Source organism: Synechococcus sp. BA-124 BA4 (genome assembly GCF_034931165.1).
Genome location: NZ_JAYGIA010000007.1, coordinates 1 through 13842, shown reverse-complemented (window position 1 = coordinate 13842; position 13842 = coordinate 1). Strand labels below are relative to the sequence as shown.

Below are 13842 nucleotides of genomic sequence, written 5' to 3'. Positions count from 1 at the left end.
TTCAGTCGGTGAAGCCTCCTTCGGCGGCGTCACCGACGGCCAGGCCGAGCCGGGTGAGCAGGGCGGCCTGGGCCAGAGGCATCTGGGCGGGGCTGTAGCCCGCGGGAATCCCGCTGGGGAGCAGGGGCTCCAGGGCTTCCCACAGATACGGACTGCCCAGCACGGTCAGGCCCGCCAACCGGTGGACCCCAAGCAGCTGGCGGATCACCTCGGGCCAGGGTTCATCACCTCCGGCGCTGCCTCGGAAGGGATTGCCGCGCACGAACAACTGCAGGAACACCGGCCCATCCGGCAGGCGCTCGAGAGCGAGGGGGGCGTCGGCGTTCCCGCTCCAGGGGCTGGGGCCACGGGGATCCAGCAGGCAGGTCCGGTAGCCGGCTGTGGCAGGCCGCAGCAGGGCCGGTGCCATCGCCGGCAGGAAGGGACAGGCCAGGCTGTTGTCCAGGCGGATCAGGTTGACCCCCGGCCCGGCCGGCAGGGCCTGGGGGCTCCGCGTGTCCAGACTCATCTCCACCAGCTCCCGCGCCAGCGCCTGATCCTGCGCTGTTTCCAGCTCGCCCAGCTCCTCAGGCCCTGTCAGGGACGTTGCCGGAGCCCTGGAGTCTGCGGCGGCCAGAGCCTCCTCGCGTCGCCGCAGGCTCCTGTGCAGCAGCTCCAGCGGCAGGCGCCCCGAGCTGAAGGCCTCCACGAGGCCATCGATGGCGGCATCGGCATCAGCGGGCATCAGGATCAGATCCGAGCCGGCTTGGAAGGCGAGCACGGCGGCCTCCGCCGCCCCCCAGCGGGAGGCGATCGCCTCCATCACCAGGGCGTCGGTGATCACCAGTCCGGTGAATCCCAGCTCCTGCCGCAGCAGCCCTGTGAGCACGGGGCGCGAGAGGGTGGCCGGCCGCAGCGGATCCAGGGCGTCCAGCTGCAGGTGGGCGGTCATCACCGCCGCGCAGCCGCTGGCGATGGCGGCCCGGAAAGGGGGAAACTCGATCGCTTCCAGCCGCTCCCTTCCATGGGGCAGCCGGGGCAGCTCCAGGTGGGAGTCGTCGGAGGTGTCGCCATGGCCGGGGAAGTGCTTGGCGCAGCAGAGCACTCCTTCGGCCTGGGCCCCCTCCAGGAAGGCGGCTGCCAGGGCTGCTGCCGTGCCGGCCGTCTCTCCCCAGGCGCGCACGTTGATCACCGGATTCCGGGGGTTGTTGTTGACATCGCAGACCGGAGCGAGCACACCGTTGAGCCCCAGCTGCCGCGCCTGGCGGCCCGTGCAGTGGCCGTAGCGCCGGGCCAGGGAGAGGGCCCTCTCCGGATCGCTGCTGTGCAGGCGCCCCACGGCCAGGGGAGGCACCAGCCAGCTGGCCCCCTCGAAGCGCTGCCCCACCCCCTCCTCCACGTCGGCACAGATCAGAAGGGGCTGCCTCGACCAGCTCTGCAGCTGCCGGCTGCGCAGGCGCAATTCAGCGGCACTGCCCCCCAGCAGGATCACGCCGCCCACCCCCTCGGACAGCAGCCGCCTGAGCGAGGCGTTCTCCAGTTCCCAGCGTGGGTAGCGCCGCTGGCCGTCGCCCAGGTGGCCGCTGCCGCGGATCACCAGCAGCCGCGCCACTTGCCGGCGCAGCTCAGCGGCCGGCGGCAACGGCTCCTGGGCCTGCCCCCGAACCATCGTCATGTCCCGCTGTCGCCGCCGTCATCGCCCGCTTCCGCACCGAGCGGCTCTCGCTGTTGGCGCTCTTCCCCCAGTTGGCTGAGCAGACCCAGCACCGTGCTGCCCTTCTCCAGGCCGCGATCGAGCAGGAACTGCACGTCGGGGGTTCGACGCAGATTCAGCCGCCGTGCCAGCTCCCCCTTCACGAACGGAGCCGCCGATTTGAGGCCGGCCAGGGCCGTCTGGCGATTCTCATCACTGCCGTAGATGCTCACGAAAATCCTGCAGTGCTGCAGATCGCCGGCCACCTCCACCTGGGTCACGCTGACCATGCCGAGCGAGACCCTTTCGTCCTTGATGCCATTCACCAGGAGCTCGCTGATCTCCCGGCGGATCAGGGAGGCCATGCGCTCCACCCGTCGGCCCTGTGCCATCCCTATGCCAGTGGTGCTGGAGTCACCATGGCACGCAGCACCAGGCTCAGGCTGATCATTCCGCTCACCAGGGCCCCCACCAGGGCCACGGCGGTGACCGGGTTGCTGCGCCGTTGCGCCAGAGGTTCGAGCACGGAGTTGAACACGCCGAGGCTGAACGCCACCAGGTAGCGCGGGTAGCGCGTCACGTTGAGGAAGAAGTCCTTCATGGCGCAGGTGGGGCAGTGGGTGGCAAGGCGTGGAACCGAGAGGCCGTGGCGGGGTGTCGCCCACGCCGGGAGAACATGAGGGCTACTCTGCCGCCCAGAGGACCGTGCCGCCGATGCTCGAGCTCCACCAGTTCCGCCATTCCTCCTTCTGCGAGAAGGTGAGGTTGATCCTGGCCGCCAAGGGGCTGGAGTACAGCATCATCGAGGTCACCCCCGGGCTGGGGCAGCTGGAGCTGTTCCGTCTTTCGGGCCAGAGGCAGGTGCCTGTGCTGGTGGACGGCGGAGAGGTGATCGCCGACTCCAGCGCCATTGCCCAGCACCTCGAGAGCCGGGTGCCGACCCCTCCCCTGATTCCCGAGGATCCGGCCGACCGCGCCCGGGTGCTCCTCTTTGAAGACTGGGCCGACACGGCCCTGGCTGCCGGCGTGCGTCAGGCGCTGCTGCAGGCGGCCGGCTCCGATGCCGTCATGCGTGGGGCCCTGCTGCCGGAGGCCACCCCCGCGCTTCTGCGCTCGCTGGTGGGGGCCCTGCCCACCGACCTGCTCACCCCCCTCGGCGACACCATCGGCCAGACGGAGCGGCGCCAGCTGCAGGCGAACCTCGAGCAGCTGGCGGTGCTGCTGGCTCCGGGCCGCTTTCTGGTGGGTGATCGGCTCTCTCTGGCCGATCTCGCGGTGGCGGCCCAGTTGTCGCTGCTGCTCTTCCCGGCCAGCGCCGGTGCTCCTCTGGCCGGCCGTGGCGTGCCCGGCCTGGCCGACCATCCCCTGCTCACCAGCCTCTTCGCCTGGAGGGATGGCCTCTACCTCTCTCTGGGTCGAGGCGCCGTCAGCGAGCCGGCTTCGCCGCCCTCCCCCTGATCCGGGCCTTCATGGGCTGCGGCTGAGCAGCAGCCAGAGGTGATGGCCTCCGCTGGCCTGGGCCACCAGCCCCTGCTCCGGCGATGGGTAGGTGGCCTGCCACTGCTCCCCCCGGATCAGCTCGTGGCCCGGAGTGCCGGCGACGAATGAGTAGCGGCTCAGGGTCTCCACACGGCTGATCCGCGCTCCTCCTGGGCCGTGCAGCACCTGCAGGGTCAGCTCATCGGCGAGGAACTCCTGCAGGTTCTCCCTGGCCATGTCCCGGGCCATGGCCGCCGGCTCCGGCTTGCTGCGGCGCCCGATCACCGTGGATTCCAGTTCCAGATCGCCGCGCAGCAAGGCCAGCTGGCGGTTGGGGTTGGCCGGATCATTGGCCACCGAGAGCAGCTGACCCCCCAGCAGCGCGTCGCCCACCTGGGTGGCGTTGAAGGCACGATCGCCCACCACCGCTCCCCGGTCATCCCGCAGGAATCGCACGGGGTAGGCCGGGATCGGCTCACCACTGCCCTCCTCCAGGCTGTGCACCCACCAGGCTCCGCTGAACCAGTCCGGGTAGCGCAGGTCGCTGCGACCGGGGCGGCTGAGGGGGGCCGGCAGGCTCCAGGCGGGCCAGGCCGCCAGACGCCTCTCGAGCGGACCTGTGGCTCCGCTGGCCGCCAGGGCCTGCCCCGGCCAGAGGGTGATCAGGGCGGCCAGGATGAAGGCGACCCGAGAGCTGAGCATGTCCGATCCCCTGCTGCGGGAACTCGATCATTACGTGGTGCTGGAGCCCTCCCGGGGGGAGCGCATCCTCACGGCTGACGAAACCCTCAGCTGGCTCACCAGCCAGCTTGCCGGACTGGAGGAGCCCCCCGCCGACCTGCTCGGACTCTCCAGCGACCGTGAGCGGGCCGAGCGGCTGCTGGAAACAGCCTGTGAACTGGAGCTGGAGCCCGGCATGGCCATTCAGTGGTACGCCGTCCGCCTGGAGCCCCCGGCACGGTGAAGGACGAACGCCTTCGGTGAATCAGCTGAATCAGCGCTGCTCGGCTGCTGCGTTCAGGCTGGTTGTTGTGGTGCCGGTGTCGTCGACCAGCTGAGTGGCAGCCTGCGGTGGTGCCACCCGCTGGCGCAGCACCGTGGGGATCGCTTCCAGCACCTGCTCGGCGACGGCTGCTGCCGGTCGTCCGTCCTGGGGCACCCTGAGGTCGGCCTGGCCGTAGAAGGGCCGGCGTTCGCTCAGCAGCTGGGACAGACGCCCCTCGGGATCAGGGGTGGCCAGCAGGGGCCTGCGGCCCGGATCGGCCCGCAGGCGCTCCAGCAGCAGCTGCTCATCGGCGTCCAGCCACACCACCAGACCCTGTCGCATCTGGCCCCAGTTGCAGGGGCGGCACACCACGCCCCCGCCGGTGGCCACCACCAGGGAATGCCAGCAGGCGATCCGGTTGAGCACGGCCGACTCCAGCTCACGGAAGGCTGTCTCCCCTCCGCGCTCGAACAGCTCGGGGATCGAGCAGCCGGCATGCTGCTCCAGAACGCTGTCGGCATCGATGAAGCGATAGCCGAGGGCTTCGGCCAGCGGCCGGCCGACACTGCTCTTGCCGGCTCCCATCATCCCCACCAGGTAGATGTTCAGGCCCTCCAGGCGCCCTGGCAGCCCAGAACTCACGCTGGCGGGGGAGGGCGGTTCAGAGGCCATGGGGCTGGGCGGCGAGGCGGCGGATCCGGCGTTGCCTGGGGCGGAATCCCTAGGATGCCTCAGCAGGACGCCGCCGAGTCGATGGCCACCGGGACCATGGCGATGCCCGCCACCCCCAGCGCTGGCGTCTACGCCGGCGCGTTCCGTCACGGCCGCGGCCGTGGCTGCGTGATCACCCGCCGGGCCCTGTTCAGCGCCAGTCACCTCTACCGGTTGCCTGAGCTGAGCGATGAGGAGAACGTCAGCCGCTTCGGCCGCTGCAGCCTCGCTCCGGGCCACGGCCACAACTACGAGCTGATCGTGGCGATGGCCGGGCCCCTCGATGGCGACGGCATGGTGCTCAATCTTTCCGATGTGAAGCACGCCATCCGCCGGGAGGTCACCGATCCCCTCGACTTCCGGTTCCTCAACGACTGCTGGCCGGAGTTCGATCTCAGCCGGCCCGAGGGCCGCCTGCCCACCACCGAGGCCCTGCTCCAGGCGATCTGGACACGTCTGGCCCCGCATCTGCCGCTCGCCGGTCTGCGCCTCTACGAGCAACCCACCCTCTGGGCCGATGTCATCGGCAACCCCATGGAAGCCTTCCTCTCGATCCGCACCCACTTCTCCGCCGCCCACCGCCTGGCCCGCGAGGAGCTCTCCCAGAGCGAGAACGAAGCGATCTACGGCAAGTGCGCCCGCCCCCATGGCCATGGCCACAACTACCTGCTCGATGTCACCGTGCGCGGTGCGATCGATCCCCGCACCGGCATGGTCTGCGACCTCGGGGAGCTGCAGAACCTGGTGAACGACCTGGTGGTGGAGCCCTTCGATCACACCTTCCTCAACAAGGACGTGGCCCATTTCGCCACCTGCGTGCCCACCGCCGAGAACATCGCCCTGCACATCGCTGATCTGCTCAGCGCACCGATTACCGCCACCGGTGCCGCTCTGCACAAGGTGCGTCTGCAGGAAAGTCCCAACAACGCCGCCGAGGTCTTCGCCGAAGCCCCCCTCCTCGAGACTCGCCCCGCTGTGCTGGAGGCCCTCGCCGGCGCTTGAGCCTTCCCCATCTGCGGCTGGTGCTGGCCATCAGCCTCGATGGCCGCCTCGCGCCTGCCCAGGGGGGTGCCGCCCAGCTCGGAGCTGACGGCGACCGCGGGGTGCTGGAGGAGGCTCTGGCCTGGGCCGATGGCTGCCTGGTGGGAGCGGCCACGATCCGGTTGCACCGAGGCACCTGTCTGATCCATCGCCCTGAGCTGCTGGCGCAACGCCGCCTCGAGGGGCGCTCCCCCCAACCCATTGCCCTGGTGGTGAGCCGAGGCCGGGGGCTGGAGCCGTCCCTGCCATTTTTCGCCCAGCCCGTGGAGCGCTGGCTGCTCTCGCCGGGGATGGGCCAGCCGGGCTTCGATGCCCATCTGTCCCTGGGCGACTGGCGGACGTGCCTGGCGGAGCTGGGTACGCGAGGACTGCGCCGTCTGGTGCTGCTCGGTGGGACTGAGCTGGCCACGGCCCTGCTGGCGGAAGGTCTGGTGCAGGAGTTGCAGTTGAGCCTCTGTCCGGTGCTGTTGGGGGGTCGGAATGGCTGGGTGAGCCCCCTGGCGCCCGACCTCTCCGGCCAGAGCTGGCAGTTGATGGAGCACAGGTCCCTGGGGGGCGGCGAGATGCTGCTGCGCTATTGCTGCGACACACCTACCGCGGCGTGACGGGCAGCTTGAAGCGGCGTTGAAGGTCTTCGAGCGACACCTCCCTGAGGCTGTCGGCAGGCAGCCCCAGCAGCTTGGCGACGCAGCGTTTCACCACCACTTCGCTGTCGTCACCAAGACGGCCCCGGGCCAGTTCGCTGATCACCCCGAAGCTGCGCCCGCTGCTCTCGGCTTCGGCGATCAGGCAGGCACTGGCTGGTGCCGCCAGACGGCGGCAGGGCTCCCTCAGGCTGCGCTCCAGGCTGGCCTGTCCGCCGGCGGCAGCGCTGACGCACACGTCGCTGAGCTTTCTCTCCAGCTGGGGTCGCATCAGGCGCAGCACCGGCCCCAGCAGACTGGCGGAGGCGGGCGGTGGGCTGCCCAGCCCGGAGGCCAACGCCCCGGACAACGTCAGGAGTGCCGCCACCAGGGGCGACAACCGGTGCAGTCGCTGCGCCATGCCGTTAGTTTTGCTCCTCGCCGTTGCGCCCACGTGTTCCTTCGCCATGGCTGAGCTGCAGGCCCGCTGGCACCGGGCCATGGAGGAGATTCCGCGCGAAGCCTGGCAGGAGCTCGCAGGACCGGCGGGTCTCCCGTTCTACGGCTGGCCCTGGCTGCAGGCCCTGGAGCGCTCCGGCAGCATCGTGCCCCGCCAGGGCTGGCAGCCCTGCCACCTGAGCATGTGGCGCCAGGAGCGGCTGATTGCCGTGGCGCCGCTCTACCTCAAGGGCCACAGCTACGGAGAATTCGTCTTCGATCAGTCCTTCGCCCAGCTCGCCGGTCAGCTGGGTCTGCGCTACTACCCGAAGCTGGTGGGCATGAGCCCGCTCAGCCCGGTGCAGGGCTATCGCTTTCACATCGATCCCAGTGAAGACGGGTTGGAAATCACAGCCCTGATGCTGGATCTGATCGATCGCTTCTGCCGAGAGCAGAAGATCTTCAGCTGCAACTTTCTCTACGTCGATCCCGACTGGCAGCCGGCTGCCGAGGCCGCCGGCTGCGCCACATGGCTGAATCAGCAGAGTCTCTGGACCAACGACGGTTTCAGCGGTTTCGAAGATTATCTGGCTGGTTTCAATGCCAACCAGCGGCGCAACATCCGCCGGGAGCGGCGCTCGATCGCAGCAGCTGGCCTGCAGGTGACAGCCCTGGCGGGTTCCGGGATTTCCACCGCCATGCTGAGGCGAATGCACCAGTTCTATGCGCAACACTGCAGCCGCTGGGGAGCCTGGGGCAGCAAATACCTCAGTGAGGAGTTCTTCCACGTGGACGCCCTGGAGCTGCGGGAGCATCTGGTGCTGTTCAGCGCTCACCGGGGAGATCCCCACGAGCCGGTGGCGATGTCGCTGTGCGTGCGCCATGGCGAGTTCCTCTGGGGCCGCTACTGGGGCAGTGATCGGGAGATCGAGAATCTGCATTTCGAGGTCTGTTACTACGCCCCGATCGAATGGGCGATCGGGCAGGGCATCCGCGGCTTTGATCCAGGGGCTGGCGGCAGCCACAAGCGGCGCCGGGGATTTCTGGCCGTGCCCAGGGCCAGCCTGCACCGCTGGCAGGATCCGGGCTTCGATCGGCTCCTGCGCCGCTGGCTCCCCGAGGCCAATGCGCAGATGCTCGAGGAGATCGAGGCGGAAAATGCCGAGCTGCCCTTCAGCCGAAGGGAGCTGCCCCTGGGCGCCTGCTGAGGCGGCTGTTTACGATCAAGGTATGAATCAGCGAGCCCCCACCACGACGTCCCCTGCCTCGTCCCCTTCATCCCTGCAGGAGCTGCGTGCCCTGGATGAACGCCTGTCACAGCGCTCGATCGATCTCGACCCCTCCGGGTATGTGCTGATCAGCCTGGATCGAGAGCGGAGGGAGCTGGTGGCTGAGCTCTACAGCAACGGCATCAATGCGCGAGGCCTGGCCACCGACCCAGACACCGGTGAAGTGCTCAGCTGCCGTGGCGGTGATCCTCGCCAGCCAGTGACCGTGTTTCGAGGCCGCACGGCCAAGGAGCTAGGCATTCTGCTCACCGAAGGACCCGGGCAGGCTCCGATCAGCCGGCTGGATCACGCCCTCTACCTCGGACGGGAGCTTCAGAAGGCCGAAGCGGCCCTGCGCTCGGGCGACTCCTACATCCAGGACTGAGGCCCGCCTCAGGCGGGCTGCAGTTCTCTCACTTCGGAGTTGGCCGGAGGGGGTTCCGGAGGCAGCGACTGAAGCTGCACCTGGATCTCCTCGGTGACGATGCTGCGGTACTCCATGAAGTGCTCGTTGTGGGCGAGCACCACCAGGAACTGCTCCAGCTGATCGGGATTCGTGCGGGCCATGGCCAGGAGATAACGCCAGAACCGGCCTCGGGTGTCGCGGATCAGGCCCTGGCGCCAGATCACGATCAGGAGGGCGCGCACGTCGGTCCAGCTGGGCAGCTTGAAGCCGGAATGCTCGGGCTTGAGGAAGGGCTTCCAACGGGGTTTGCCCACCTTGTGGTAGTAACTGAAGACCCGATCCATGTAGGCGTTCGGCTCATAGAGGTTGCAGAAGGCCTCCACGTATTCGTTGGCGATGTCGCGGATCGGACGGGTGGGCACGAAGTTGAGCAGGTTGGTCTGGTTGACCCCCTTGGCGTCGGCCTTGTCCTGGATCAGGCGGCCTTCCTTCTCCAGCCGATGCCAGAGGCCCGTGTTGGGCAGCGCCTGCAGCATGCCCATCATGGCGGCGGGAATGCCTGTGCGGGTCACGAACTCGACGATGCGGTCGCCAGCCCCGGATTTCTCCCCATCGAAGCCGATGATGAAGCCGGCCATCACCCGGATGCCGTAGGACGTGATCCGATCCACGGACTCCTCCAGGGAGCTGCGGGTGTTCTGCAGCTTTCGCGCCGTTTCCAGGCTCGCCTCGTCGGGAGTTTCGATGCCGAGAAAGACGCTGTCGAAGCGGCTCTCGGCCATCATCAGCATCATCTCGTCATCGGAGGCCAGATCCACCGAGGCTTCGGTGGCGAAGCTGAAGGGGTAGCCGTGATCGATCTGCCACTGCTTGAGTGCAGGCAGCAGCAACTTGGCGTTGCGCTTGTTGCCGATGAAGTTGTCGTCCACGAGGAAGATCGAGCGCCGCCAGCCCAGGTCGTAGAGGTATTGCAGCTCGGCGATCAGTTGCTCGGGACTCTTGGTGCGGGGCTTGCGGCCGTAGAGAACGATGATGTCGCAGAACTCGCACTGGAAGGGGCAGCCGCGGGAGAACTGCACCGACATCGAGTCGTAGGCGTCGAGCTCAAGCAGATCGAAGCGGGGAATGGGCGTGCCGGTGACGTCGGGCTTCTCCCCCTCCGAGCTGAAGCGTCCCTGCCGCTCTCCGCGCTCCAGGGCCTCGATGAACATCGGCAGGGTGATCTCGCCCTCATCCAGCACCTTGAAGTCGGCCAGAGCGATCTCCGGGGCATCGGGGGTGGAACTGGCGAAGGGGCCTCCCACCGCCACGGGCAGACCCCGCTGCTTGGCCTTGGCGATCTGGGCGGCCATGTCGGCTTTCTGGACGATCATCCCGGAGATGATCACCAGCTCCGCCCAGTCCCACTCGGCCTCGGTCACCTCGCGCACATTGCGGTCGACCAGCTTGAAGTCCCACTGCTGGGGCAGCAGGGCCGCCACGGTGACCATCCCAAGGGGCGGCAGCAGAACCTTGCGGTTCACAAGCTCGAGAATTTTCTCGTAGCTCCAGAAGGTCTTGGGGAACTCCGGGTAGACGAGCAGGGCGCGCATGCTGATCCGGTTCGTAGGACGGGGGATACGGGACTGGCAAGGCTTCGCCTGCCCCCGTGGCGGTTGGGCGTCAGCCTAAGGGCAACCCACGGCGGCAGGGTCGCTCTGCTCTAATGAGCGGGTTGTATTTCCGTGCTGGCCATGGCGGCAGCTCTCTACCTCGCTCTGGTGGCCGCTGGACTGGCGACAGCCTTTCTGCTCTCCACGGTCCTACGCGGCATCAAGCTGATCTGAGTCCATCGGATTCAGGCGCTGTCCCCAGCGGCTGGTGAGCTCGAGCAATCCCAGCGCCAGCCCCACGCTGCCCATCAGGGCGAAGGTGGCCTGCAGGCCCACCCTCAGGCAGAGAGCAGCGGCGATCAGGCCACTGAAGCCGCCGCCGCCGAGGAAGGCGATCTGGCCAAGGCCTGCCATCCGGCCGCGCAGCACCAGCGGAGCCCCCACCTGCAGGATCAGGCTGCTGCCCGCCAGCAGACCGGCTGTCCCCGCTCCGATCAGAAAGGTCATGGCCAGCCGGAAGGGCGCGGGCGCCGTCAGGGCCATGCCCAGTTGGGCGAGGCTGGTGATCACGCAACAGCTGCCCAGCAGCAGCGACGGACGTTCACTCAACCACTGGCTGCGACGCTGAAGCAGCAGCCCCCCGCTGATGCTGCCGGCCGCCAGCACGCTCGTGAACCAGCCCAGGGACTGAGGCGATGGCCCCAGCACCTGGGCGGCGATCAACGGGGCCAGACCGGGATGGAAGAAGACCGCCAGGCAGGCCATACCGGTGAACAGGAGCACGTGGCGCAGGCTGGCGCCGCAGCCCCGCCAGGCGGTGGCCAGGGTTGAAGCGACGCCGCTGCCGCTGCGCCGCTCCTTGCTGAGGTCGGGCTGCAGCAGCCAAAGCACCGTGGCGACCGGCAGCAGGTAGGAGGCCGCATCGATGGCCAGGGCCGTGGCGGGTCCCGTCAGCGCGAGCAGCAACCCGCCGATCGGTGGACCCACCAGCTTGCCGACGTTGAACACCACCGAGAAGGAGGTCAGGTAGGGGGCCAGCTGAGCCGGCTCATCCACCAGCAGAGCGCAGTACTTGTTGCGGGCGGTCAGCTCGAAGGAGCTGGCCAGGCCCACCACCAGGGTGCTGAGCAGCAGCAGGATGACCTGGGCGGCTCCGGCCAACAAGGGGATGGCCACGGCCCCCAGGGCGGCACCGGACACCAGGCCCCACTGGGAGCGGATCAGGACCCGTTCACAGCCGATCCGGTCGGTGAGCACCCCGGCGCTGCCGCTGGCCAGCAGGCTGGGCATCGCCAGGGCTCCGAAGTGCAGGGCCAGCAGCAGTGGATTGCTGGTCTGGTCCATCAGGATCCATCCCTTGGCGGTGAGCCCGGCAAAGGAGCCGGCGGTGCTCAGCCCCGAGGCGATCAGAAAGGTCGTGCGCTGGTTGCGGCGGATCCAGTGCCTCAACCCCGGCCCTCGCGCCCCGCCAGTGCCTCCTCCACCATGGCCCGGGCACCCACCACTTCGCCCTGGAGGTCATAGGGGGTGGAGGCCGTGAGGCGCACCGGCACCATGGTTCCGGGGGAGGCGCAGAGGCCGCCGGGACCGGGGCTCACCCGCACTTCGCCGTCCACGTCGGGAGCGAAGCGGGCACAGCGGCCGATCATCTCGCCGGTGCTGGGGTTCTCCTGCTCGATCAGCACATCCACGATCCGCCCCACCCAGCTGGCATTGCGCTCCGCCGCGATCGGCTGTTGCGCGGCCATCAGGCGGTTGCGGCGCTCGATCGCCACCTCGGCGGGCACCGGATCCGGCAGCTCCACCGCCGCGGTTCCGTCTTCCGGGGAGAAGGTGAAGACCCCCACATGGTCGAAGCGCTGCTCCTCCACGAAGCGAAGCAGATGCTCGAAGTGGTCCTCGGTTTCACCGGGGAAGCCCACGATGAAGGTGGTGCGCAGCACCGCATCGGGCAGCTGGTCGCGGATGCGTCCCAGCAGATCGGTGGTCACGCCGGTCTGCCAGGGGCGGTTCATGGCCCGGAGGACGTCGGGATGGCTGTGCTGGAGCGGCAGATCGAGGTAAGGAAGCACATTGGGCACCTCGCGGTAGGCGCGCAGCACCTCAGGGGTCAGACCGGTGGGGTAGGCGTAATGCACCCGGATCCAGGGAATCTCCACCTCCCCCAGGGCCCGCAGCAGCTCCGCCAGCTGGGGCTTGCCGTAGAGGTCGAGGCCGTAGTTGGTGGTGATCTGGCTGATCAGGATCAGTTCCTGCACCCCCTGGGCGGCGAGCTGATGGGCTTCCGCCACGATCGAGTCGATCGTGCGGGAGCGTTGGTCGCCCCGGAGCCTGGGGATGATGCAGAAGGCGCAGCGGTAGTCGCAGCCTTCGGCCACCTTGAGAAAGGCGACCGCCTCGGAGGTGGTCCGGTAGCGGGGCAGATGCTCGTCGCCCACGAAGGTGGGCACGTCGCTGACCCGGTTCACCCGTTCACCCGCCTCCACCCGCTCCAGCACGTCCACGATGTGCTGGTAGTCGCCGGTGCCCACGATCGCCCGTGCCTCCGGCAACGACTCCAGCAGCTCCTCCCGGAAATGCTGGGCGAGGCAGCCGGCGATGATCAGTTCCTTGCCCTGCTCCGCCAGTTCCACCAGGGTGCGCACCGATTCCTGACGGGCGTCCTGGATGAAGCTGCAGGTGTTCACCACCACCACCGAGGCGTCGCGCTCATCGGCACTGATGCCGTAGCCCGCCTGGGCGAGCAGCCCGAGCATGTGCTCGGTGTCGACCCTGTTCTTCTCGCATCCCAGGTGGGCGAAGGCCACGGTGGGACGGCCGGCGCCTGACGCCCCGGGCCGGACCGATCCTGCGGGGAAAGCTGCGCTGGCGGGAGACATGGGTGCGGGGGCCGAATACCTTGACCGCGGGTGGAACCCCCGGGGCCAATCCATCACCCTATGGGATATCCGGGTGCCACGGCCTGGTTCATTCTCCTTCTGCGGCCGACGCCATGCCCTGCCCTGGATCCCGTTGGCGTGAGCTGTTCCCCCAGCCCTGTCCGCTGATCGGGGTGATTCACCTCGGGCCCCTCCCGGGCTCCCCTGGCTGGGCCGGCGATCTGGGGGGCCTGGAGGCCGCGGCCCTCACCGATGTCGAGGCCTACCTCAGCGGTGGCGCCGATGGGCTGATTGTCGAGAACTTCGGCGATGTGCCCTTCTGGCGGGGATCGGTGCCCCCGGAAACGGTGTCCGCCATGACCCGGCTGGCCCTGGCGGTGGTGAAGGCCACGAACCGGCCGGTGGGCATCAATGTGCTGCGCAATGACGCTCTGGCGGCTCTGGCGATCGCCCAGGCCAGTGGCGCCCGCTTTCTGCGGGTGAATGTGCTCAGCGGTGCCACGGTCACCGATCAGGGGCTGATCGAGGGGGTGGCGGCTGAGCTGCTGCGCCGGCGCCGCCTGCTGGGGGCTGAATCCGTACGGATCCTGGCCGATGTGCTGGTCAAGCACGGTGCCCCGCTGGCGCCGCTGTCCATGGCGGAGGCAGTGAGTGATGTGCTCGAGCGCGGCGGTGCCGATGGGGTGATCGTCTCGGGCAGCGGCACCGGCAGACCAACCGATCCGGCGGATCTGGAGCAGGCCAGGGC

Annotated in this window: 17 protein-coding genes; 8 read left to right on the top strand and 9 right to left on the bottom strand. The window is 68.6% G+C overall.

Going from position 1 to position 13842, the window contains the following annotated elements; translation table 11 throughout:
• Position 1: 1 nt before the first annotated feature.
• The 3 genes from VB734_RS01380 to VB734_RS01370 are packed head-to-tail and all read right to left on the bottom strand — an operon-like array spanning position 2 to position 2273.
• Positions 2 to 1654, bottom strand: coding sequence for a glycoside hydrolase family 3 N-terminal domain-containing protein (locus tag VB734_RS01380; protein WP_322781955.1), 1653 nt, complete (start codon positions 1652 to 1654; stop codon positions 2 to 4).
• A complete protein-coding gene (rbfA, locus tag VB734_RS01375) occupies positions 1651 to 2064 on the bottom strand; it encodes a 30S ribosome-binding factor RbfA (RefSeq protein WP_197166084.1) in 414 nt (137 codons plus the stop codon). Before rbfA ends, VB734_RS01380 begins: the two co-directional genes overlap by 4 nt.
• Positions 2065 to 2066: 2 nt before the next feature.
• Positions 2067 to 2273, bottom strand: a complete 207-nt coding sequence (locus tag VB734_RS01370) for a DUF751 family protein (RefSeq protein WP_197166083.1) — start codon at positions 2271 to 2273, stop codon at positions 2067 to 2069.
• A gap of 113 nt (positions 2274 to 2386) precedes the next feature.
• Between VB734_RS01370 and VB734_RS01365 the strand changes: the two genes are divergently transcribed.
• A complete protein-coding gene (locus tag VB734_RS01365; protein ID WP_197166082.1) occupies positions 2387 to 3130 on the top strand; it encodes a glutathione S-transferase family protein in 744 nt (247 codons plus the stop codon).
• Positions 3131 to 3139: 9 nt separating this feature from the next.
• Here VB734_RS01365 and VB734_RS01360 read toward each other — a convergent pair whose 3' ends face one another.
• Positions 3140 to 3853 (bottom strand): DUF6816 family protein, encoded by a 714-nt coding sequence (locus VB734_RS01360; protein ID WP_322781954.1) that lies wholly within the window; start codon positions 3851 to 3853, stop codon positions 3140 to 3142.
• Between VB734_RS01360 and VB734_RS01355 the strand changes: the two genes are divergently transcribed.
• Complete coding sequence (locus VB734_RS01355) at positions 3852 to 4115, top strand: chlororespiratory reduction protein 7 (protein WP_197166079.1); 264 nt, start codon at positions 3852 to 3854, stop codon at positions 4113 to 4115. The genes VB734_RS01360 and VB734_RS01355 overlap by 2 nt on opposite strands.
• A 30-nt stretch (positions 4116 to 4145) precedes the next feature.
• Here VB734_RS01355 and VB734_RS01350 read toward each other — a convergent pair whose 3' ends face one another.
• On the bottom strand, positions 4146 to 4808 hold the full coding sequence (locus VB734_RS01350; RefSeq protein WP_322781953.1) for a shikimate kinase: 663 nt from the start codon (positions 4806 to 4808) through the stop codon (positions 4146 to 4148).
• A gap of 102 nt (positions 4809 to 4910) precedes the next feature.
• Here VB734_RS01350 and VB734_RS01345 point away from each other — a divergent pair, with 102 nt between their 5' ends.
• Both VB734_RS01345 and VB734_RS01340 read left to right on the top strand, forming a co-directional pair.
• The gene (locus VB734_RS01345) at positions 4911 to 5849 is read left to right on the top strand and encodes a 6-carboxytetrahydropterin synthase (RefSeq protein WP_322782697.1); all 939 of its coding nucleotides are present in this window, start codon (positions 4911 to 4913) and stop codon (positions 5847 to 5849) included.
• Positions 5846 to 6493 (top strand): RibD family protein, encoded by a 648-nt coding sequence (locus VB734_RS01340; protein WP_322781952.1) that lies wholly within the window; start codon positions 5846 to 5848, stop codon positions 6491 to 6493. Before VB734_RS01345 ends, VB734_RS01340 begins: the two co-directional genes overlap by 4 nt.
• Here the strand turns inward: VB734_RS01340 and VB734_RS01335 are convergent.
• On the bottom strand, positions 6480 to 6932 hold the full coding sequence (locus VB734_RS01335; RefSeq protein ID WP_322781951.1) for a hypothetical protein: 453 nt from the start codon (positions 6930 to 6932) through the stop codon (positions 6480 to 6482). The two genes, VB734_RS01340 and VB734_RS01335, sit on opposite strands and share 14 nt — an antisense overlap.
• A gap of 46 nt (positions 6933 to 6978) precedes the next feature.
• Here VB734_RS01335 and VB734_RS01330 point away from each other — a divergent pair, with 46 nt between their 5' ends.
• Positions 6979 to 8157, top strand: a complete 1179-nt coding sequence (locus tag VB734_RS01330) for a GNAT family N-acetyltransferase (RefSeq protein ID WP_322781950.1) — start codon at positions 6979 to 6981, stop codon at positions 8155 to 8157.
• A gap of 22 nt (positions 8158 to 8179) precedes the next feature.
• Positions 8180 to 8602 carry a DUF4346 domain-containing protein gene (locus tag VB734_RS01325; protein WP_322781949.1) on the top strand — a complete coding sequence of 141 codons (423 nt, stop codon included), beginning with the start codon at positions 8180 to 8182 and terminating at the stop codon, positions 8600 to 8602.
• Between the two features lie 8 nt (positions 8603 to 8610).
• Here VB734_RS01325 and VB734_RS01320 read toward each other — a convergent pair whose 3' ends face one another.
• Positions 8611 to 10215, bottom strand: coding sequence for a B12-binding domain-containing radical SAM protein (locus VB734_RS01320; protein ID WP_197166063.1), 1605 nt, complete (start codon positions 10213 to 10215; stop codon positions 8611 to 8613).
• 141 nt (positions 10216 to 10356) lie between these two features.
• Here VB734_RS01320 and VB734_RS01315 point away from each other — a divergent pair, with 141 nt between their 5' ends.
• Positions 10357 to 10449: a cytochrome B6 gene (locus VB734_RS01315; protein WP_197166061.1), complete on the top strand. Its 93-nt coding sequence runs from the start codon at positions 10357 to 10359 to the stop codon at positions 10447 to 10449.
• Here VB734_RS01315 and VB734_RS01310 read toward each other — a convergent pair.
• Both VB734_RS01310 and rimO read right to left on the bottom strand, forming a co-directional pair.
• Positions 10426 to 11664, bottom strand: a complete 1239-nt coding sequence (locus VB734_RS01310; protein WP_322781948.1) for an MFS transporter — start codon at positions 11662 to 11664, stop codon at positions 10426 to 10428. The two genes, VB734_RS01315 and VB734_RS01310, sit on opposite strands and share 24 nt — an antisense overlap.
• On the bottom strand, positions 11661 to 13094 hold the full coding sequence (rimO, locus tag VB734_RS01305) for a 30S ribosomal protein S12 methylthiotransferase RimO (protein ID WP_322781947.1): 1434 nt from the start codon (positions 13092 to 13094) through the stop codon (positions 11661 to 11663). The genes VB734_RS01310 and rimO overlap by 4 nt, the downstream gene beginning before the upstream one ends.
• A 113-nt stretch (positions 13095 to 13207) precedes the next feature.
• Here rimO and VB734_RS01300 point away from each other — a divergent pair.
• A partial coding sequence (locus VB734_RS01300) for a BtpA/SgcQ family protein (RefSeq protein WP_323242874.1) occupies positions 13208 to 13842 on the top strand: 635 nt, incomplete at its 3' end.